Here is an 18,198-nt window from a genome sequence, read left to right on the forward strand (position 1 = left end):
TCGCCCGGGTGCGGGCGTTTTGAGATGGTATGTCTGGCCCCATGACACGACGGTTCGCAGTGGCGGGTTGTACGGCTGTGGCGCTCGGGACGTTGGCCATGGTGCCCTCGATGGCGGTCGGGCCGAGGGCGGTGGCCCCGAACGCGCTGGCCACCGCTGAGCTGGTGAAGCTGACCCAGCAGAAGGTGGATCCGATCGGGATGACCGCCTTCAGCGGCACCTACGGCACGGCCGACAGCGTCGCGTTCGGGGACACCGACAACGGTGACTTCTCCGATCCGGACGGGGTGCTCGCCAAGCTCACCATCGCCACCCAGGTCAGCCGGACCGACGCCGCCGAGAGCAAGATCTACGGGCAGGCGCAGCTCACCGACCTGGAGATGATCCACAACGCCAAGCCGCTGGTGAGCATCCGGGTGGCCCCGGGCGGCAGCGGGGTGGCGTCGATCGACTCGTACGCGGAGTGCGTGCCGCCGCCGGTCGGGCCGTACGCGCTGGCCTACAACCGGACGGACGGTGCCCAGATCACCGTGCTGGGGCAGCGGGTCGGGGTCGGCACGACGCAGCTGGCGGTCACCGGGGCCGACTTCGGCGCGCCCGGCGTCGGACCGAGCATGCTCACCGTGGTGGTGACGCCGCATCAGGTCCCGCCGGCCCAGAGCCGGGACTACGACGCGGAGGCGTGGCTGGACATCGAGGTCAGCGGGGTGCTGAACGACACGGGTGGGGCCCAGGTGTACCAGGGCGACATCACCACGATGCGGCTGGGCGAGGTGCACGCGCACTGCAAGGACAACACCACGCCGACCCCGACGCCCACTCCCACGCCGACCCCAACTCCCACGCCGACACCCACGCCGACTCCCACCCCGACCCCGACGCCCACGCCCAGCCCGACCGTGACCCCCACCCCCACGCCCACCCCGAGCCCTACGCCCACGCGGACGCCGACGCCGAGCCCGACGCGGAGCAGTGCCCCGCCGGTGCCCGTCCCGCCGGACGGCGGCGGGAGCCTGCCCGAGACCGGTGCGGCCGTGGGGTGGGAGCGGCCGGCGGCCGGGGCGCTGGTGCTCGGGCTGGCGGGAGCCGGGTTGGTGGTGGCCGGGCGGCGGCTGCGGAGGCGCTGATCAGGCCGGGTAGGCGTGGGTCTGGGTCGCCTTGACGGTGGCCCAGACCGTGCTGCCGGGAGCCAGGTCGAGTTCGGCGGTGGCCGCCGGAGTGAGGTCGGCGGCGAGGTCGAGCGGCCCGGTCAGGTCCACCCGGACCTGGTCGCCGTGCAGGTCGAGGCCGGTCACCCGCACCGGCCAGACGTTGCGGGCACTGGAGTCCGGGCGGGAGCGGTGCAGTTCCACGGCGGAGGGCGGGAAGGCCACGAAGGCCGGGCCGTTCAGGTCCTCGCTGGTGGTGAGGACCGGGCCGCCGTCGGGGAGGGTGACGGTGTGTCCGTCCGCCGACCCCTGGTAGAGGTTGAGCCCGACCAGCCGGGCGATGTAGTCGGTGCGGGGCCGTCGGGCGATCTCGGCCGGCGGGCCGGACTGCACCTCGCGCCCCTCCTCCACCACCACCAGCCGGTCGGCCAGCACCATCGCGTCCAGCGGGTCGTGGGTGACCAGCACCGCCACTGCCTCGAACTCGGCCAGGTGGCGCCGGAGTTGGGCCCGGACGTCGAGGCGGGTCCGGGCGTCCAGGGCGGCCAGCGGCTCGTCCAGCAGGAGCAGTCGGGGGTGCACGGCCAGCGCGCGGGCCAGTGCGACGCGCTGGGCCTGGCCACCGGAGAGCCCGGCCGGGCGGGCCTGGACGTGCTCGGCCAGCCCCATCCGCTCCAGCCACGGGAGGGCGGCCTCGCGGGCGGCCCGGCGGCCCAGGCCCTGGCAGCGGAGGCCGAAGGCGACGTTGTCCAGCGCGGAGAGGTGCGGGAAGAGCAGGTAGTCCTGGAAGACCACGCCGACCGGACGGGCCTCGGCGGGGGTGTGCACCCCCTTGGCGGGCGTCTCCAGTTCGGCCCCGTCCAGGGTGAGGTGACCGTCCGTCAGCGGCAGCAGCCCGGCGAGGGCGCGCAGCGCGGTGGACTTCCCGGCGCCGTTGGGGCCGAGCAGGGCGACCACCTCGCCGGGGGCGGCGGCCAGTTCGAGGTCCAGCCGGAACCCGGCCCGGCCCTCCCGGGGGGCGCGCTCGACGATCAGACGGGCATCAAGGGACAAGGGAACGCTCCGTGGCGCCGGGGGTGCGGCGCTCTGCTGATGCGCGGCTCCGCCGGACGGGCGCGAGTCGGCGGGCCGATCGGGGTGGGGTCGGGACGGGGGTGCCGGTCGCCTGCGGTGCCGTTCGCCGGCACGCGATTCGCCGCGCCCTGCGGCGGGGTGCCCCCGCGCCCGTGCGCGGCCTCACGACATCCACCGTCCGCGCAGCCCGGCGAGTACCGCGATCGACACCGCGAGCAGCACCAGGCTGAGCGCGATGGCCGCCGCCGGTTCGGACTCCATGGCCAGGTAGACGGCGAGCGGCATGGTCTGGGTCTTGCCGGGGAAGTTGCCCGCGAAGGTGATGGTGGCGCCGAACTCGCCGAGCGCGCGGGCCCAGGCCAGCACGGCGCCGGCCGCGACGCCTGGGGCGATCAGCGGGAGGGTGACGCGGCGGAAGGCGGTCAGCCGGGAGGCACCGAGGGTGGCGGCGGCCTCCTCGTAGCGCGGGTCGGCGGCCCGCAGCGCGCCCTCGACGCTGATCACCAGGAACGGCATCGCGACGAACGCCTCGGCCAGCACCACCCCGGCGGTGTGGAACGGCAGGGTGATGCCGAACCAGGCGTCCAGGTACCGCCCGACGATCCCGTTCCGCCCGAGCACCAGCAGCAGGGCCACACCGCCGACCACCGGCGGCAGCACCAGTGGCAGGGTCACCAGCGACCGCACCAGCCGCCGCCCGGGGAAGTCCGTCCGGGCCAGCAGCCAGGCGAGCGGCACCCCGAGGACGAGCGAGACCACCGTCGCCGCGGTGGCGCAGAACAGCGAGAGCCGCAGCGCCTCCCAGACCTCGGGGCTGGTGAGCTGCTCGGGGAGGTCGCTCCACGGGGCCCGGATCAGCAGGCCGAGCAGCGGCAGCACCAGGAAGGTGAGGCCGAGCAGGGCCGGCAGCAGCAGGGCGTACGGGATCCGGGCCCGTGGGCGATGGCGGCGGGTGCGGCCGGGGGTCGTGCGGCCGGGCACCTCGCGGCCGGGCTGAGCGAGCGTCACGGGGCCTGGAAACCGGCCTCGGTGAGCAACCGTCGGGCGTCGGCCGACTGGACGTAGGCGGTGAAGGCGGCGGCACCGTCGGCGTTGGGGGCCTTGGTGAGCGCGGCGATCGGGTAGTCGTTCACGGCCTGCGCGGCCTCGGGGAAGTCCACGCCGTCGATCTTGGCAGCGTCGGCCTTCACATCGGTCTTGTACACGAGGGAGGCGTCCACCTCGCCGAGCTCGACCTTGGTGAGCGCGCCCTTCACGTCCTGCTCCAGGGTGACGGGGGTGAGGTTGACCCCGCCGGCCTTCAGGGCGTCCAGGGCGGCGGCGCCGCACGGGACCTCCTTGGCGCAGAGCGCGACCTTGAGGTCGCCGCCGGCCAGGTCCTTCAGGGCGGCGATCTTCTTCGGATTTCCCTTGGGCACGGCGATGGCCAGGGTGTTGCGCACGAAGACCTTGGAGTCGGTGGCGGCCTTGGCGTCCGTGACGGTCTTCATGGTCTTGGTGGAGGCGGCGGCGAACACGTCGGCCGGGGCGCCGGAGGTGATCGAGGTGGCCAGCGCGGAGGAGCCGCCGAAGTTGAAGGTGACCTTGACGCCCGGGTAGGCGGCCTCGAAGCGCTTGCCCAGCTCGGTGAAGCTCTCCTTGAGCGAGGCCGCGGCGAAGACCGTGACGGTGCCGGAGAGCTTGGGGCCGGTGGCCGAGGCCGAGCCGGAGGGGGAGGCGGTCGGGGAACCGGAGCTGCTGCACGCGGTGAGCCCGGCGGCCAGGGCGAAGGCGGTGGCAGCCAAGGCGGCGCGGCGGACGGTGACGGTCATGTGAGCGATTCCCCTCATGGTGTGGTGACCGGATCATAGTGCCGCAGTTGCGGCGGGAAAGTCGCCTGTCTCATTGCACGGGCCAGTATCCGGGCTCTTCGTGGGGTGCATGTGCGATGTGACAGGCGGCGTCGCGTGCGCCGGGGTGCGCCCTGTCTGGGCTGACAGTTCGTCAGCTAGCGTGGTCGGCGGACGACCGTTCCGACACTGGGGGGATCCTTTGCCGACGACGCAGACGAATCAGACGACCGGGGCGACCGGGGCGGCGCAGGCGCCGGGGCCGGCCGGCGTGCCGCTGCTCGGCTCGATGTTCGACCTGAAGCGCGACCCGCTGGGCACCTATCTGGCCGGCCACCGGGAGCACGGGGACGTGGTGCGGTTCACCGCCGGGCCGCCCGGGCTGCGGGCCGAGTTCTACGGGGTCTACTCGCCGGACGGCGCCCAGCAGGTGCTGGCCGGCCAGGCCGCGGACTTCCGCAAGGAGAACAGCTTCTACGAGGAGATCCGGTCCAGCTTCGGGAACGGGCTGCTCACCTCGCAGGACGCCGACTACCAGCGCCAGCGGAGGCTGATCCAGCCGCTCTTCACCCGGCGCCGGGTGGACGGCTACGCCGACGCGATCGGCGTCGAGGCCGAGACGCTGGTCGAGCGCTGGGGCGGACTGACCGGGACGGTGGACGCGGTGGACGAGATGTCCCGGTTCGCGCTGCGCGCGGTCTCGCGGATCCTGTTCGGCGCCGACGTGGAGACCGCGCTGGACCCGGTGCGGACCAACTTCCCGGTGCTGGCGCACTACGTCACCGCCCGGGGCTTCCAGCCCGTCCGCATCCCGCGCACCTGGCCGACCCCGACCAACCGGGAGGCGATGGCCGCCGAGCGGGCGCTCTACGGGGTCTGCGACGCGATCATCGCGGCCCGGGGCGGTGCGGCGGCCGAGTCCGACGACCTGCTCGGCCTGCTGGCCGCGGCCCGGGGCGAGGACGGCGAGCGGCTGGACGCCACCGAGCTGCGCGAGCAGGTGCTGATCTTCCTGCTGGCCGGGCACGAGACCACCGCCACCTCGCTCACCTTCACCCTGCACCTGCTGGGGCAGCACCCCGAGGTGCAGGCCCGGGTGCACGCGGAGGTGGACGGCCTGCTCGGTGACGGCCGCCGTCCGGCCGCTGCCGACTACAACGAACTGCCGTACCTGACCATGGTGTTGAAGGAGGCGATGCGCCTCTTCCCGGCCGCCCCGGTGATCGGGCGGCGGGCGGTCGCGGAGAGCGTGATCGGCGGCACGGTGATCCCGGCCGGGGCCAACGTGATGGTCTCCCCGTACGTCATCCACCGGCATCTCGGGCACTGGGAGGACCCGGAGCGCTTCGACCCCGAGCGGTTCACCCCGGAGGCCGAGGCCGCCCGGCACCGGTACGCCTGGTTCCCGTTCGGCGGCGGCCCCCGGGCCTGCATCGGCCAGCACTTCTCCATGCTGGAGTCGGTGCTCGGGCTGGCCGCGGTGCTGCGTGCCTTCGAGGTGACGGCGGTGGACCGCGAGGTGGCGCTGACCCACGGCATCACCCTGGAGGCGGCCGGCCCGGTCCGGCTGACACTGAAGCGCCGCTGAGCGGAAGGTGGTCGAGCCCGGGGCGTGCGCCCGGTGCACAGAGCGCACAGAGCGCATGGGGCGCACGCCAGTTCAGCACACGCAGGCCCCCGGGCGGGCCGTTTTCCGGATGGTCCGATGCCCCCGCTCGATGCCGCATAGCGTCCTGCGCCCAAGGTCCGGTCCGGGGCCCGTCCGCAGGACGACCCGGTGCCTGACGCTTCATCGAACGGGGGCTCGATGGCACACCTGCACCACGTCGGCTTCGGCTGGCCGATCCCGCTCGTCTCGTACGCGACGGCCTGCGTCGGCGCCGCTCTCGGCCTGCGCTGCGCCGTGCGCGCCCTGGCCGTCACCGCCGCCCGGCGGCACCGGCTGCTCGCCGCTGCCGCCGTCGGGCTCGGCTCCGGCGTCTGGACCATGCACCTCGTCGCCCTGCTCGGCTTCACCGTGGACACCACCGAGCTGTGTCGACAGCTGCCGCACGCCGCGCTCGGCCTGCCGGTCGCCGTCCTGGCGGCCGGCCTCGGGGTCCTGACGGTCGCTCACGGCCGGCACCGGGGACGCGCCCTGCTGCTCGGCGGTCTGATCACCGGTCTCGGGGTGGCCGCCGTGCACCACCTCGGTACTGCCGCCGTCCGGCCGTCCGGCCACCTCCGCCACGAGCCGGGCGCGGTCGTGGTCCCGGTGCTGCTCGCCGTCGGAGCCTCGACCGCCGCGCTGTGGGCCGCGACCACGCTGAGGAACGGCTACGCGGCGGCTGCCGCCGCGCTGCTGATGGGCGTCGCGGTGAGCCTGATGCACGGCACCGGGACGGCCACCACGACGGCGGTCCGGCCGGAGTACTCCCGGACCGGGGCGGGCGGGGTCGAAAGCGGGGGCGGGAGCGGGGTCGGTCAGGGCGAGGTCGGGGCGGGCGTGGCCGAGCCGGTGCGGTTCGTGGTCCCGCTCGCGGCCGGGCTCGGCTCCCTCCTCTTCCTGACCGCCGCCTCCGTCGCGCTCTCGCCGCCCGCCCAGGAGCGCGCCGCCCGCCGCGAGGCGGGCCAGCGGGCGATCGAGGAGGTCCGGCTCGTCCGCTGACGGTGCGTGCCGGGCGGTGCTCCGGCCATGCCACCCCGGACAGCGGGGGCCGGAGCACCGCCCGGCGGTCGGACGCCCGCTCCATCCACCGTTCCGCCCGGCCGCGCCTCCCTTGACGGGCCGTCACGATCCGTACGCTGAAAATGTGATCACCTACGAGTGCCGCTCGCTGCGGACCCTGGCCGACGAGGAGCGCTGGCCCGAACTGCTCGGGCTCTACCGGGAGTCCCGCGCCGTCGGCGCCGCGCTGCGCGGCGAGTCCCAGGGGGCGGCGGAGACCGCCCCGCTGGGCCATCTGATCGCGTACGGGGCGCCGCCCGAGCTGGCGGCGCGGCTGTTCGACCCGGACGGTGGTCCGGGGACCACCGCGACCACGGCGGACCACGACAGCGGCCCGCTCTGGGAGGTGCTGGCGACTCGTCACACCTGGCGGCGGCTGGCCCCGTTGCTCGGCCCGGAGCCGGTGCGGCGGCTGGTGCGGCACACCCGGATCCTGCTCGGTGAGCAGCTCGGCCCGGCCGCCGAGCCGGATCCGGAGGGGGTGCCCCCGGCGTTGGAGCCCTGGGAGCTGGCGGCCCGTCAGCCCGATGCGCTGGTCCGGGAGTACCTGCCCAAGGGCGGTGCCCGGCGGGCCCTGCTCACCCTGCCGGCCGGGCTGGAGGGCCTCGGCCCGGTCGAGCTGCCGGAGCGCGGCGAGCAGGTGATGGGCCTGGCCGCCACCCGTCTGCTGGCGACCACCGTGCCCTGGGTCACCGCCCGCTGCGTCCGGGGGCCGGGCCCGGCCGCCGCCGCCCAGCTCACCACCGCCCGCCGGGTCACCGGCGGCCACGTGTCGTTCGGCGCGGTCTACCCGGCGCTGCTCCAGGCCGCGACCGAGCGGCCCTGGCAGGGCAGTGCGGAGGGCCGGCTGGCGCTCTGGCGCCTGCTGGCCGCGATGACCGGGGCCGACACCGTCTCGGTCCCTGAGGTGAACGCCCTGGTCGCGCGGCTGCGCTGCTTCACCTGGCAGGAGCCGGACGACGAGCTCCGCTTCCTGCACCTCGCGCTGGAGGACCCGGCCACGGGTCTGTCCTGGGCACTGAGCGGTGCCCGCTACGACCCCTGAGCGGTGCCCGCCCCGACCCCGAGCGGCGCCGTCGCCGCCCCGGGTCGCGGCCGGGGGAAGCGGCAGGCCCGCCCGAGCGTGGTGTCCTCGGGCGGGCCTGCGGTCTGTGAGGGGGCGTCAGTGCGCCTTCTCCAGGGTGGGGGCGGGGGCGGGAGCCGCGGCCTGCTCGGGGACGGTGCCGTGGCCGCCGTCGACCAGGGTGGTCTCGTCGAACGGCAGGCGGCCGGCCAGCACCTCGGTCATCCGGGCCCGGTCCAGCTCCTTGGTCCAGTGGCCGATCAGCACGGTGGCCACCGCGTTGCCCGCGAAGTTGGTGAGGGCGCGGGCCTCGGACATGAAGCGGTCGATGCCGACGATCAGGCCGACGCCGTCGACCAGTTCGGGCCGGTGCGACTGCAGCCCGCCGGCCAGGGTGGCCAGGCCCGCCCCGGTGACCCCGGCGGCGCCCTTGCTGGCGATCACCATGAAGACCAGCAGGCCCAGCTGCTGCCCGATCGACATCGGCTTGTCCAGCGCCTCGGAGATGAAGATCGAGGCCATCGTGAGGTAGATCGCGGTGCCGTCCAGGTTGAAGGAGTAGCCCGTCGGCACGGTGATGCCGACCACCGGGCGGCTCACCCCGAGGTGCTCCATCTTGGCGATCAGGCGGGGCAGGGCGCTCTCCGAGGAGGAGGTGGAGAGGATCAGCAGGAACTCCCGGCCGAGGTAGCGGAGCAGCCCGAAGATGCTCACCCCGGCGGCGAACCGCAGCAGCCCGCCGAGCACCAGCACCACGAACAGCAGGCAGGTCAGGTAGAAGCCGACCATGATGACGGCGAGGCTCTTCAGGGCAGCCACCCCGGTCGCCCCGACCACCGCCGCGATCGCGCCGAAGGCACCGACCGGCGCCAGCCACATGATCATCGACATCACCCGGAACACCAGCCGCTGCACGTGCTCGATCCCGCGCAGCACCGGGGCACCGGTCGAGCCCATCGCCTGGAGCGCGAAGCCGGTCAGCAGGGCGACCAGCAGGGTCTGCAGCACCTTGCCCTCGGTGAGGGCGGAGAACAGCGTGGTCGGGATGATCCCGAGCAGGAAGTCGGTGGTCGACTGGGCGTGCCCGGCGGTGGCCTGGGCGTGGCCGGCCTTGGCCAGCGCCTGGGTCAGGTGCAGGCCCGAGCCGGGCTCCAGCAGATTGCCGACCAGCAGGCCGATGGCCAGCGCCACGGTCGACATCAGCAGGAAGTAGCCGAGCGCCAGCCCGCCGACCCGGCCGACCTTGGCCGCCTTGGTGACGGAGCCGATGCCCAGCACGATGGTGCAGAAGATCACCGGGCTGATCATCATCTTGATCAGGTTCACGAATCCGGTGCCGACCGGCTTGAGCTCCACCGCGAAGTCCGGCGCCGCCAGCCCGACCGCGACGCCGGCCAGCACGGCGGCGATCACCGCCAGGTAGAGGTAGTGCGTGCGGTCTCTGCGGCCGGGGGCGGCTGTGCTGGTCATGGGGGAGGCTCCTTCGCCTGCGGTACGGCTTCGCCGGCGGTGCGGCGGCGGCCCGTTGGGTGGGCGGGCCGCTAAGACTTTCGCGCGCGGGCGTGACCCCGGTCACGTTTCCGTTCATAGAGTTCACGCTCCGGCCGGGGCGGGCTCCGGCGCCCGGCAGGGCACACTGGCTCCCATGGACCAGCACCCCGACCTCCCCAAACCCCGCCGGGCCCGCAGCCTGGCGGGGCAGCTGTTCGTGGTGCAGGTGGTGATCGTGGCCGCCGTGGTGGCCGGGGGAGCGCTGCTCGCCTACCTGTTCACGGCAGGCCGGGCCGAGGACGCCGCGCTCCGCCAGGTCACCGCCGTGGCCCGCTCGGTGGCCGACGCGCCGAACGTCCGGGAGGCCGCGCTGGCCCCGGCGCCCTCCGCCGCGCTCCAGCCGTACGCCGAGCAGGTCCGCCGGGACACCGGGGTGGACTTCGTCACCGTGATGGCCCCCGACGGCATCCGCTGGACCCACCGCGATCCGGAGCAGATCGGCAAGCGCTTCCTCGGCCACACCGAACAGGCGCTGGCCGGCCAGGTGTTCAGCGAGACCTACACCGGCACCCTCGGGCCGTCCGTCCGGGTGGTGGTCCCGGTGCAGGACGGCGGCCGGGTGGTCGGGCTGGTCAGTGCGGGCATCACCGTGCAGTCCATCAGCGCCCAACTGCGGGGTCCGTTCCTCGCATTGGGGGCGGTCGCGGGGGCGGCCGTGCTGCTCGGCGGCCTCGCCACCTATCTGGCCAACGCCCGGCTGCGTCGGCACACCCACGGCATGGGTGCGGCCGAGCTGAGCCACCTCTACGACTACCACCAGGCGACGCTGCACTCCGTCCGGGAGGGCCTGGTGCTGCTCGATCGGCACGGCCGGGTGGTGCTCTGCAACGACGCCGCCCGCGAACTCTTTGGCCTCACCGGCGGGTTGGACGGCGTCCCGGTCCGGTCGCTCGGCCTGCCGCCCTCGCTGGTACGGGCGCTCGGCGGGGCCGAGCCGGTCCGGGACGAGGTGCACCTGACCGAGGAGCGGGTGGTGGTGGTCAACACCTCGGCCGTCGGCCCCGGCCTGGGCACCGTGGTCACCCTCCGGGACCACACCGAACTCCAGTCGCTGTCAGGTGAGTTGGACTCGGTGCGGGGCTTCGCCGAGGCGCTCGGTGCGCAGGCCCACGAGGCCGCCAACCGGCTGCACGCGGTGGTCTCGCTGATCGAGCTCGGCCGCCACCGCGAGGCGGTGGAGTTCGCCACCGCCGAACTCGAACTCGCCCAGCAGCTCACCGACCGGGTGGTGGCCGCCGTCGGCGAACCGGTGCTGGCCGCCCTGCTGCTCGGCAAGACCGCCCAGGCCGCCGAGCGCGGCGTCGAGCTCACGCTCACCGAGGACAGCCGGATCGACGACGGCGTGCTGCCGCCCGGTCTCGCCCCGCGCGACCTGGTCACCGTGCTCGGCAACCTGGTCGACAACGCGGTGGACGCCGCGATCGAGAACGCCCCCGCCCGCGCCCCCGAAGTCGCCGTCACGGCACGGGTGGACGGCACCGAACTCCTGCTCCGGGTCGCCGACTCCGGCCCCGGCATCGACCCCTCGGCGGCCGGCGAGGTCTTCGACCGGGGCTGGACCACCAAGGCCTCCTCCGGCGGACGCGGCCTCGGCCTCGCCCTGGTCCGGCAGGCCGCCCGCCGCAACGGCGGCGCCGTCACCGTCGGCGGCTCCCCGGCGGACGGCGCCGTCCTGACGGTCCGTCTCCCGCTCCGGCGGGAGGCTGGCTGATGACCCCGCCACCCCTGCCGCACCGCACCCCGGCCGGTCCCCCCGTCCCCGACGAGGCCCCCGCATGACCATCTCCGTACTCGTCGTCGAGGACGACCCGGTCGCCGCCGACGCGCACACCCTCTACGTCTCCCGCACCCCGGGCTTCCGGTCCGCCGGGACGGCGCACAGCTGCGCGGAGGCGCTCCGCCTGCTGGACCGGGCCCGGAGCGAGGGCGTCCCCGCGGACCTGATCCTGCTCGACCTCCACCTGCCCGACGGCCACGGCCTCCAACTCCTGCGCACCCTCCGGGCGGGCGGCCACACCGCCGACGTGATCGCCGTCACCTCGGCCCGCGACCTCGCCATGGTCCGCTCCGCGGTCTCCGCCGGAGTGGTCCAGTACCTGCTCAAGCCCTTCGGCAGCGCCGCCCTGACGGACCGTCTGGACCGCTACGCCCGCTACCACGCCACCCTGGCCCGCACCGGTCAGGCCACCGGGCAGGACGAGGTCGACCAGGCCCTCGCCACCCTGCGCACTCCCGACCGCACCGCCCTCCCCAAGGGCCTCAGCGCCCCCACCCTGGACACCCTCGCCACCGTCCTGCGCACCGCCCCCGACGGCCTCACCGCCACGGCGGCGGCCACCGCCACCGGAGTCTCCCGGATCACCGCCCGCCGCTACCTCGAACACCTCGTCACCACCGGCCTCGCCGACCGCGAGCCCCGCTACGGCACGGTCGGCCGCCCCGAACTCCACTACCGCTGGCGCACCGGCCGTCCGTAGCGGGGCGGTCACACCTGGACGAGCAGGACCCGTGGGTCGCAGAGTTTCGCCATGTCGTCGACATCGCTGGTGAGCATGGTGACCGGACCGGCACAGGCCATCGCGGTGGCGGCGACCACCGCGTCGATGGCGTACTTGTGGCCGTGCAGACCCGCTGCGCGGAGTAGGCCCATGGCGTGCAGGGTCAGCTCCAGAGTCACCTCCTCGACCTGGATCCGGGAGATCAGGTAGTCCCAACGAGCCTTCGACTGCTTCGGATTGACGGCTTCGATCAGAGTGAGGGCGCTGGTGACGACCCGGATGTCACGTGCGACGGCGGACTTCAGGAAGCCCGCCACCTTCAGATCGTCGGAGGCGGCCAGCGCGAGCCCCTGACTGTCGAGGACCAGTGCGCCGGCGGTCAGCCGGCCAGGGGTTCGTCCGCCTGGCTTGCGAGCCACTCCGCGTACCTCCGCTCGGCCTCGTCGAAACTGCGGTTGGCCTCCTGGACGGACGTGTCGGGAACCGTTCCGTGGCGCTGCTCGTGCTCGTCCACCAGTTCCGCCAGTCGGTCACGCTCTATCTGGCGCTCGACCGCAGCGGTGACGTACGCGCTGAAAGCACCCTTGCCGACGCGGTTGCGGACGTCCTCCGCGACCTCCTCCGGCATCGAGACGCTGTACTTCTTGAACGGCGACTCAGACATGGCGCCAGGCTACCACCGTTGGTGTCACTCACTCTCCGCGCTTGACAGCGATCACCAGGTAACGGTCGTCGGTGTCGGTGTAGGAGTCCATCCGCCAGCCGTTGGCGGCCAGCAGGGGGCGGAGGTTGGGCTCGGCGCGGAGGTCGTCGGGGGTCAGGGCGCGCTGGTGGCGGGCGGCCAGGACGGCGCGGCCGATGGCGTGGAACAGGACCAGGCGCCCGCCGGGCCGGGCGGCCCGGGCGAGTTCGCGCAGGCCGGCGGCGGGGTCGGGGAGGTGGTTGACCAGGCCGGCCGCGAAGACCACGTCGGCGGTGGCGTCGGGGAGCGGGAGGCGCTGGCAGTCGGCCAGGACGACCCGGGCGGCGGGGGCGTGGGCGGCGGCCCGGCGGAGCATCTCGGGGGTGACGTCCACCCCGAGCACGGTGCCGGTGGGGCCGACGGCGGCCCTGAGCAGTGGGAGTGCGCGGCCGGTGCCGCAGCCCGCGTCGAGGACGAACGCGCCGTCCAGCGGGCCGAGTTCGGCGATGGCGGCAGCGTAACGGGGGCTGTCGTCGGGATACTTGGAGTCCCAGGTGTCCGCCCGTGCGGCGAAGAACTCGCGGATGCCGGGGATGCTCGCTTCGTGTGCCATGGCCAGCAGCCTAGGGCCCGGGGGCCGGGTGGGCTCCGGGGCACGGTGGGGACGGGATGGGCGCCTCCGCTCCGGGCGGTGCCGCGTCCGGAGCGGAGTGCCCGTCAAGTGCGTTCGGCCACCGCGAGGTAGTGGTCGTCCGTGTCGTGGTGGCTGACGGGGCGCCAGCCGGTGGCGGCGAGCAGGGGGCGCAGGACCGGCTCGGCCTGCGGGTCGGTGGCGGGGTCGCGGCCGTGGCGGGCGGCGAGGGCGGTGCGGGAGAGCGGGAGGTAGAGGGCGAGCCGGCCGCCGGGGCGGGTGACGCGGGCGAACTCCCGTAGGGCGGTGGCCGGTTCGGGGAGGTGGCCGAGGAGGCCGGCGGCGAGCAGCAGGTCGGCGGTGGCCTCCGGGAGGGGGAGCCGGGTGCAGTCCGCGACGGTCACCAGGGCTCCGGGGCGGGTGGCGGCCAGGGCCACCATCTCCGGGGTCAGGTCCATCCCGAGCACGGTCCCGCCCGGCCCGACGGCGGCCCGGAGCAGGGGCAGCGCACGGCCCGTCCCGCAGCCGATGTCCAGGGCGAACGCCCCGTCCAGCGGCCCGAGTCGGGCGATGGCCGCCGCGTAGCGTGGCGGGTCGGCGGCGAACTTCGCGTCCCAGCCCGCCGCCCGCTCGGCGAAGAAGGCCCGGACGGCCGCTCGGTCCTGTGGCATGCCGCCAGCCTACGAGCCGCCGCGCCGCCGGACGGGGAGCGGCCCGGAAAATCGCTCGCGGGTCGTGCGGCCCGGTGCGAGGGTGGCGGGTATGACCACCACAGGAACGCCCCCCGCCGGGCTGACGGTACGGCCCGCGACGCTCGGCGACGCCGGGGCGGTCACCGCGCTGCTGAACGCGATCGACGTGCTGGAGATCGGCCGGGAGGAGACCGAGCTGAACGAGGTCGAGGCCGACCTCAAGCATCCGGAGGTCGATCTGGAGAAGGACTCCTGGCTGCTCTTCGAGGGCGACCGGCTGATCGGCTACGGGCTGCTCTGGGACGACTCGGGCGCCGAGCGGATCGACATCGACCAGTACGTGCTGCCGGACCGGCCCGACGGTACGGAGTACCTGTTCGAGCTGATGGAGGCCCGCGCCGCCGAGCGGGCGGCGGGCAACGGCGCCGACCGGGCCGTGATCCACCTGCACCTCAACATCGAGCCCTGCGTCGACACCGACGCGATGCGGGCCCGGGGTTGGCGGACCGTCCGGCGCTACAACGTGATGGCCCGGGACCTGGTCGCCGCCGAGCACCCGATCCCCGAGCCGCCCACCGGGGTGGTCCTGCGCGACTGCACCGACGAGGCGGACCGCCGGACCGCGCACCGGCTGATCCAGGAGAGCTTCGCCGAGCACTTCGACTTCCAACCGCGTAGCTACGAGCAGTGGTTGAGTGACATCGACGGTGAGCGCGCGGACTGGTCGCTGGTCTGGATCGCCTCGCTGGACGGCGAGGACGTGGCTGCCATCCGCACCCGCAACGACCGCACCACGATGGGCTGGACGGCCAATCTCGGGGTGCTCGCCGCTGCCCGTGGCCGGGGCCTGGGCAGCTACCTGCTGCGGCACTTCTTCGCCCACTACGCGACCGTCATCGGCCGTGAGCGGGTCGGCCTCGGCGTCGACACCGACAACAGCTCGGGCGCGCTCGCACTCTACGAGCGGCACGGCATGGCGCTCGACTTCGCCGTCGACACCTGGGAGTTGACCCGCCCGGTCTGATCCCGGAGCCGGAGCCGGAGCCGGAGCCGGAGCTGGAGCCCCGCCCGGTCCGACCGGGCGGGGCTCAGTGCAGGGTGACCCGGAGCACCCGGTCGTCGCCGGGGCGGACCTCGCCCCGGCCGTCCGTGTTGCTGGTGGTGACCAGCAGCGATCCGTCCGGTTCGGCGAGGACGGTGCGCAGCCGGCCGTACGCACCGTCCAGGTAGGAGGCCGGGCTGCCGCCGTCGACCGGGACGCGCCAGAGGCGGTTGCCCCGGAGGGCGGCCAGCCAGATCGCGCCGTCGGCGTAGGCGATCCCGCTGGGAGAGGCGTCGGCCGGCTTCCACTGCGCCACCGGATCGGCGTAGCCCTCGCGTCCGGCCCGGCCCTCCACCACCGGCCAGCCGTAGTTGACGCCGGGGCGGACGAGGTTCAGCTCGTCCCAGGTGTTCTGGCCGAACTCGGCGGCCCAGAGCGCGCCGCGGGCGTCCCAGGCCAGGCCCTGGACGTTGCGGTGTCCGAGCGAGTAGACGGGCGAGCCGGGGAACGGATTGCCCGGGGCGGGGGCGCCCTCCGGCGTGAGCCGGAGGATCTTGCCGCCGAGCGAGGCCCGGTCCTGCGCCGCCTCGCGGCGTCCCGCGTCGCCCGTGCCGGCGTAGAGCATCCCGTCTGGGCCGAAGGCGATCCGGCCGCCGTTGTGGGTGGCGGCCTTCGGGATGCCGGTCAGCACGGTGGTCGCGGGGCCCGGACCGGTCGGCCCCGGGTCGAAGCGCAGGATCCGGTTGTCCGTGTCGGCGGTCAGGTACGCGTACAGCTGCCGTCCGTCGGGGGCCAGCGCCAGGCCCAGCAGCCCGCCTTCGCCGCCGGCCACCACCCCCGGCACCGTGCCGTACGCACTGCGCGCGCCGTCCGCGCCGATCCGGGTGAGCTGGCCGGTGTCCCGGGAGCCGGCCAGCAGGTCGCCGCCCGGCAGGCGGAGCAGCCCCCACGGGGAGTCGAGTCCCTCGGCCACCGTCCCGGCCACCCGGACGGTGGCGGTGGCGGTCGCCGAGGTGGTGCCGGAGGCGCTCGGCCCCGGGGTGGAGGAGGAACAGCCGACGGCCGACAGGGCGGCGGCCACTCCCGCGGCCACGGTCGGGATGGTGCGGTGCGCTCTCGTCCGGCTCATCCGGGACGCCTCCTCGGTGATCCCCTCCAGCACACCACAGCGCCTCGGCCGACGGAAGCCCGCTCCGGACCACCGCCGCGGACAGGGGGGCACGGGGCAGGGGCTCAGGTGACGACGGCCGGTCCGATGACGGTGCGGCCGACCCGTTCGGCCAGCCACTGGGCGCGTGCGAGGTCGGAGCCCCGGACGTGGACCAGGACCGTGTGGCCGACGGACCGGGAAGTGCCCTGCGGCGCCCCGGAGTTGGCGAGCAGCTCGACGCTGGAGTGGGCGCCCGCGTACCCGGGCAGGCGCAGCCGGGGGACGGGCGGCCAGCGGACCGGCCACCACTCCAGGGTGCCGGGGGTGTGGTCGAGGGCGGCCAGGAAGGCGTCCTCGACGGTGCCGAGCGGCGCCTCCTCCCGGAAGACCTCCACCGGCACCCCCGGCCACGGCCCGTCGTGCGGCACGGGTGTGGCGAACGGGTCCCGAACGGTCCGGGCGCCGGGCAGGGCGGTCAGCAGCCGCTGCCACCGGTCCGGGTCGGTGACCCGGGCCGCGCACCGGACGGTGGTCTCGGCCAGGCCGGCCAGGGCCAGCAGGTCGTGGGCGGTGGCGACGGCCTCGGCCAGGTCGGGGGTGTGGAGCACGGGGTACGCGCGTTCGGGTGCTGCCATGCTCCGCAGTCTGGTCGAGTGGGCCGCCCGGTGGTGGTGGATCACCGCCGCCCGGCCGGGTGACGCCGGGTCAGGGGGACGGTCGGCGGGCCGGGTCGGCGCGCGGGGGCAGCGCCGGCCCGGCCCGGACGTGTCGTCAGACCGCTCCGGCGACCGAGAGCAGGACGTCGACCAGGCGCTCCGCCGCGTCGGGACGGCCGAGGGCGCGGGCCCGGGCGGCCATCTCGGTGCGGCGCATCGGGTCGGCGAGCAGCGGGGAGATCAGCTGGTGCAGGGCCTCGGGGGTGGCCTCGCCGAGCAGCGCGGCGGCGGCGCCGGACTCCTGGAGGTGGCGGGCGTTGTGGGCCTGCTCGTTGCCGGCCGAGCTGGCCAGCGGGATGAAGACGGCGGCCTTGCCGAGGGCGGTGAGCTCGGCCAGGGTGCCGGCGCCGCTGCGCGAGACCACCACGTCGGCCAGTGCCAGCACGTCCGGGAGCTCGGGGCCGACGAAGCCGGTGAGGTGGTAGCGGCCGGCCAGGTGCGGCGGCAGGGTGGCGGCGTTGGCGGCCAGGCCCTCGACGTTGGCCGGGCCGCACTGGTGGAAGACGTTGGCGTACTGGAGCAGCCAGGGCAGCAGTTGGGCGATCAACCCGTTGATCTGGGCCGAGCCCTGGGCGCCGCCGGTGACGTAGACGGTCGGCAGGGAGCGGTCGAAGCCGTACAGGCCGACGGCCTGGATCGCCTTGTCGGGGTGGCCGGTGAGCACCTCGGGGCGGACCGGATTGCCCGTCACCACGGCGGTGGCGCGGGCGGATTCGGGCAGCAGGGCGACGGTGGACTCGGAGGAGACCGCGACCCGGGCGGCCACCTTGGCCAGCACCTTGTTGGCCAGCCCGAGCCGCACCGTCTGCTCGTGCACCACCAGCGGGCGGCCGCAGGCCTTCGCGGCGAGGCCGACCGGCACCGCCACGTAGCCGCCGGTGGCCAGCACCACGTCCGGCCGGTAGTCGGCGACGATCGAGCGGGCCTGGGCGGCGCCGAGCGGCACCCGGGCCATGTCCTTGACGTTGGCGGGGGAGAGCATCTTCAGCGGGTTCGAGGAGCGCCGCACCTTGCCGGTGGCCACGGTCTTGAACGGGATGCCCTCGGCCGGGGCGACCCGGGCCTCCAGGCCCTTGTCGGTGCCGACCCAGAGCACGTCCAGCGAGCCGCCGGAGCGGGCCAGCCGGGCCTGGAGGGTGCGGATCGCGGTCAGCGCCGGGTAGGTGTGGCCGCCGGTGCCGCCACCGGTGACGATGAGCCGGATCGCGCGCCCGGCGTTCGGTGCGTGGTGGTCGTACACGTTGGTGGCCCTCTGGTCGGGTGTCGGCGGCGTCCGGCGTGGTCCGGCGGATTCCGTGCTTTCCGTGGTGACGGGCGGTCAGGGGACCGGTGCCACCGCGGCGATCGTAACCCGAACGGATGATCCGGGACCGGGCGGCGCCGGGCGGATTCCCGGCTGCGGGCCGTGTCCCTTG

General features: G+C 74.7%; 18 protein-coding genes. 7 read left to right on the forward strand and 11 right to left on the reverse strand.

Translation table 11 applies throughout. The annotated features are described in order from the left end of the window. The first annotated feature begins 41 nt into the window (after nucleotides 1–41). On the forward strand, nucleotides 42–1,127 hold the full coding sequence (locus ACIRBX_RS15305) for a hypothetical protein (RefSeq protein WP_402296849.1): 1,086 nt from the start codon (nucleotides 42–44) through the stop codon (nucleotides 1,125–1,127). Here the strand turns inward: ACIRBX_RS15305 and ACIRBX_RS15310 are convergent, their stop codons facing one another. The 3 genes from ACIRBX_RS15310 to modA all read right to left on the reverse strand — a co-directional run bounded on the left by ACIRBX_RS15310 (nucleotide 1,128) and on the right by modA (nucleotide 4,033). Continuing rightward, complete coding sequence (locus ACIRBX_RS15310; protein ID WP_402296851.1) at nucleotides 1,128–2,201, reverse strand: ABC transporter ATP-binding protein; 1,074 nt, start codon at nucleotides 2,199–2,201, stop codon at nucleotides 1,128–1,130. It abuts the gene before it with no gap. Nucleotides 2,202–2,384: 183 nt separating this feature from the next. After that, nucleotides 2,385–3,203, reverse strand: coding sequence for an ABC transporter permease (locus ACIRBX_RS15315; protein WP_402297618.1), 819 nt, complete (start codon nucleotides 3,201–3,203; stop codon nucleotides 2,385–2,387). Nucleotides 3,204–3,226: 23 nt separating this feature from the next. After that, entirely contained in the window at nucleotides 3,227–4,033 is an 807-nt protein-coding gene (gene modA, locus ACIRBX_RS15320) for a molybdate ABC transporter substrate-binding protein (RefSeq protein ID WP_402296853.1), read from the reverse strand. A gap of 220 nt (nucleotides 4,034–4,253) precedes the next feature. Between modA and ACIRBX_RS15325 the strand changes: the two genes are divergently transcribed. The 3 genes from ACIRBX_RS15325 to ACIRBX_RS15335 all read left to right on the forward strand — a co-directional run bounded on the left by ACIRBX_RS15325 (nucleotide 4,254) and on the right by ACIRBX_RS15335 (nucleotide 7,803). Further along, nucleotides 4,254–5,639, forward strand: coding sequence for a cytochrome P450 (locus ACIRBX_RS15325; protein WP_402296855.1), 1,386 nt, complete (start codon nucleotides 4,254–4,256; stop codon nucleotides 5,637–5,639). 219 nt (nucleotides 5,640–5,858) lie between these two features. After that, nucleotides 5,859–6,698 (forward strand): MHYT domain-containing protein, encoded by an 840-nt coding sequence (locus ACIRBX_RS15330; protein ID WP_402296857.1) that lies wholly within the window; start codon nucleotides 5,859–5,861, stop codon nucleotides 6,696–6,698. A 145-nt stretch (nucleotides 6,699–6,843) separates the two neighbouring features. After that, on the forward strand, nucleotides 6,844–7,803 hold the full coding sequence (locus ACIRBX_RS15335) for a hypothetical protein (RefSeq protein WP_402296859.1): 960 nt from the start codon (nucleotides 6,844–6,846) through the stop codon (nucleotides 7,801–7,803). Nucleotides 7,804–7,920: 117 nt separating this feature from the next. Here ACIRBX_RS15335 and ACIRBX_RS15340 read toward each other — a convergent pair whose 3' ends face one another. Further along, on the reverse strand, nucleotides 7,921–9,291 hold the full coding sequence (locus tag ACIRBX_RS15340) for a cation:dicarboxylate symporter family transporter (RefSeq protein ID WP_402296860.1): 1,371 nt from the start codon (nucleotides 9,289–9,291) through the stop codon (nucleotides 7,921–7,923). Nucleotides 9,292–9,466: 175 nt separating this feature from the next. Here ACIRBX_RS15340 and ACIRBX_RS15345 point away from each other — a divergent pair, with 175 nt between their 5' ends. Then, nucleotides 9,467–11,083, forward strand: coding sequence for an ATP-binding protein (locus tag ACIRBX_RS15345; protein ID WP_402296862.1), 1,617 nt, complete (start codon nucleotides 9,467–9,469; stop codon nucleotides 11,081–11,083). Between the two features lie 64 nt (nucleotides 11,084–11,147). Next, nucleotides 11,148–11,849, forward strand: a complete 702-nt coding sequence (locus ACIRBX_RS15350) for a response regulator (protein ID WP_402296864.1) — start codon at nucleotides 11,148–11,150, stop codon at nucleotides 11,847–11,849. An 8-nt stretch (nucleotides 11,850–11,857) separates the two neighbouring features. Here the strand turns inward: ACIRBX_RS15350 and ACIRBX_RS15355 are convergent, their stop codons facing one another. From ACIRBX_RS15355 to ACIRBX_RS15370, 4 genes are all read right to left on the reverse strand, one after another. Further along, the gene (locus tag ACIRBX_RS15355) at nucleotides 11,858–12,289 is read right to left on the reverse strand and encodes a DNA-binding protein (protein ID WP_402296866.1); all 432 of its coding nucleotides are present in this window, start codon (nucleotides 12,287–12,289) and stop codon (nucleotides 11,858–11,860) included. Further along, nucleotides 12,250–12,534: a hypothetical protein gene (locus ACIRBX_RS15360; protein WP_402296868.1), complete on the reverse strand. Its 285-nt coding sequence runs from the start codon at nucleotides 12,532–12,534 to the stop codon at nucleotides 12,250–12,252. Before ACIRBX_RS15360 ends, ACIRBX_RS15355 begins: the two co-directional genes overlap by 40 nt. 28 nt (nucleotides 12,535–12,562) lie before the next feature. Next, nucleotides 12,563–13,165, reverse strand: coding sequence for a class I SAM-dependent methyltransferase (locus ACIRBX_RS15365; RefSeq protein ID WP_402296869.1), 603 nt, complete (start codon nucleotides 13,163–13,165; stop codon nucleotides 12,563–12,565). A 104-nt stretch (nucleotides 13,166–13,269) separates the two neighbouring features. Further along, nucleotides 13,270–13,854, reverse strand: a complete 585-nt coding sequence (locus ACIRBX_RS15370) for a class I SAM-dependent methyltransferase (protein WP_402296871.1) — start codon at nucleotides 13,852–13,854, stop codon at nucleotides 13,270–13,272. Between the two features lie 91 nt (nucleotides 13,855–13,945). Between ACIRBX_RS15370 and ACIRBX_RS15375 the strand changes: the two genes are divergently transcribed. Beyond that, a complete protein-coding gene (locus tag ACIRBX_RS15375) occupies nucleotides 13,946–14,899 on the forward strand; it encodes a GNAT family N-acetyltransferase (RefSeq protein WP_402296873.1) in 954 nt (317 codons plus the stop codon). A gap of 64 nt (nucleotides 14,900–14,963) precedes the next feature. On the opposite strand, the gene ACIRBX_RS15380 is transcribed toward ACIRBX_RS15375, so the two are convergent. The 3 genes from ACIRBX_RS15380 to ACIRBX_RS15390 form a co-directional block, all read right to left on the reverse strand. Then, nucleotides 14,964–16,046 (reverse strand): PQQ-dependent sugar dehydrogenase, encoded by a 1,083-nt coding sequence (locus ACIRBX_RS15380; RefSeq protein WP_402296875.1) that lies wholly within the window; start codon nucleotides 16,044–16,046, stop codon nucleotides 14,964–14,966. A 104-nt stretch (nucleotides 16,047–16,150) separates the two neighbouring features. Then, a complete protein-coding gene (locus ACIRBX_RS15385) occupies nucleotides 16,151–16,702 on the reverse strand; it encodes a hypothetical protein (RefSeq protein WP_402296877.1) in 552 nt (183 codons plus the stop codon). A 136-nt stretch (nucleotides 16,703–16,838) separates the two neighbouring features. Continuing rightward, nucleotides 16,839–18,023: a UDP-N-acetylglucosamine--N-acetylmuramyl-(pentapeptide) pyrophosphoryl-undecaprenol N-acetylglucosamine transferase gene (locus tag ACIRBX_RS15390; RefSeq protein ID WP_402296878.1), complete on the reverse strand. Its 1,185-nt coding sequence runs from the start codon at nucleotides 18,021–18,023 to the stop codon at nucleotides 16,839–16,841. Between the last annotated feature and the right edge of the window lie 175 nt (nucleotides 18,024–18,198).

Origin of the sequence: Kitasatospora sp. NPDC096147, assembly GCF_044763225.1 — a bacterium.
Taxonomy (GTDB): domain Bacteria; phylum Actinomycetota; class Actinomycetes; order Streptomycetales; family Streptomycetaceae; genus Kitasatospora.

What these genes read in the sequence shown, in the direction of transcription:
- ACIRBX_RS15375 (WP_402296873.1), top strand. Translation starts at nt 13,946, where the DNA reads ATGACCACCACAGGAACGCCCCCCGCCGGGCTGACGGTACGGCCCGCG.
- ACIRBX_RS15360 (WP_402296868.1), bottom strand. Translation starts at nt 12,534, where the DNA reads ATGTCTGAGTCGCCGTTCAAGAAGTACAGCGTCTCGATGCCGGAGGAG.
- ACIRBX_RS15330 (WP_402296857.1), top strand. Translation starts at nt 5,859, where the DNA reads ATGGCACACCTGCACCACGTCGGCTTCGGCTGGCCGATCCCGCTCGTC.
- ACIRBX_RS15305 (WP_402296849.1), top strand. Translation starts at nt 42, where the DNA reads ATGACACGACGGTTCGCAGTGGCGGGTTGTACGGCTGTGGCGCTCGGG.
- modA (WP_402296853.1), bottom strand. Translation starts at nt 4,033, where the DNA reads ATGACCGTCACCGTCCGCCGCGCCGCCTTGGCTGCCACCGCCTTCGCC.
- ACIRBX_RS15385 (WP_402296877.1), bottom strand. Translation starts at nt 16,702, where the DNA reads ATGGCAGCACCCGAACGCGCGTACCCCGTGCTCCACACCCCCGACCTG.
- ACIRBX_RS15380 (WP_402296875.1), bottom strand. Translation starts at nt 16,046, where the DNA reads ATGAGCCGGACGAGAGCGCACCGCACCATCCCGACCGTGGCCGCGGGA.
- ACIRBX_RS15370 (WP_402296871.1), bottom strand. Translation starts at nt 13,854, where the DNA reads ATGCCACAGGACCGAGCGGCCGTCCGGGCCTTCTTCGCCGAGCGGGCG.
- ACIRBX_RS15350 (WP_402296864.1), top strand. Translation starts at nt 11,148, where the DNA reads ATGACCATCTCCGTACTCGTCGTCGAGGACGACCCGGTCGCCGCCGAC.
- ACIRBX_RS15345 (WP_402296862.1), top strand. Translation starts at nt 9,467, where the DNA reads ATGGACCAGCACCCCGACCTCCCCAAACCCCGCCGGGCCCGCAGCCTG.
- ACIRBX_RS15365 (WP_402296869.1), bottom strand. Translation starts at nt 13,165, where the DNA reads ATGGCACACGAAGCGAGCATCCCCGGCATCCGCGAGTTCTTCGCCGCA.
- ACIRBX_RS15340 (WP_402296860.1), bottom strand. Translation starts at nt 9,291, where the DNA reads ATGACCAGCACAGCCGCCCCCGGCCGCAGAGACCGCACGCACTACCTC.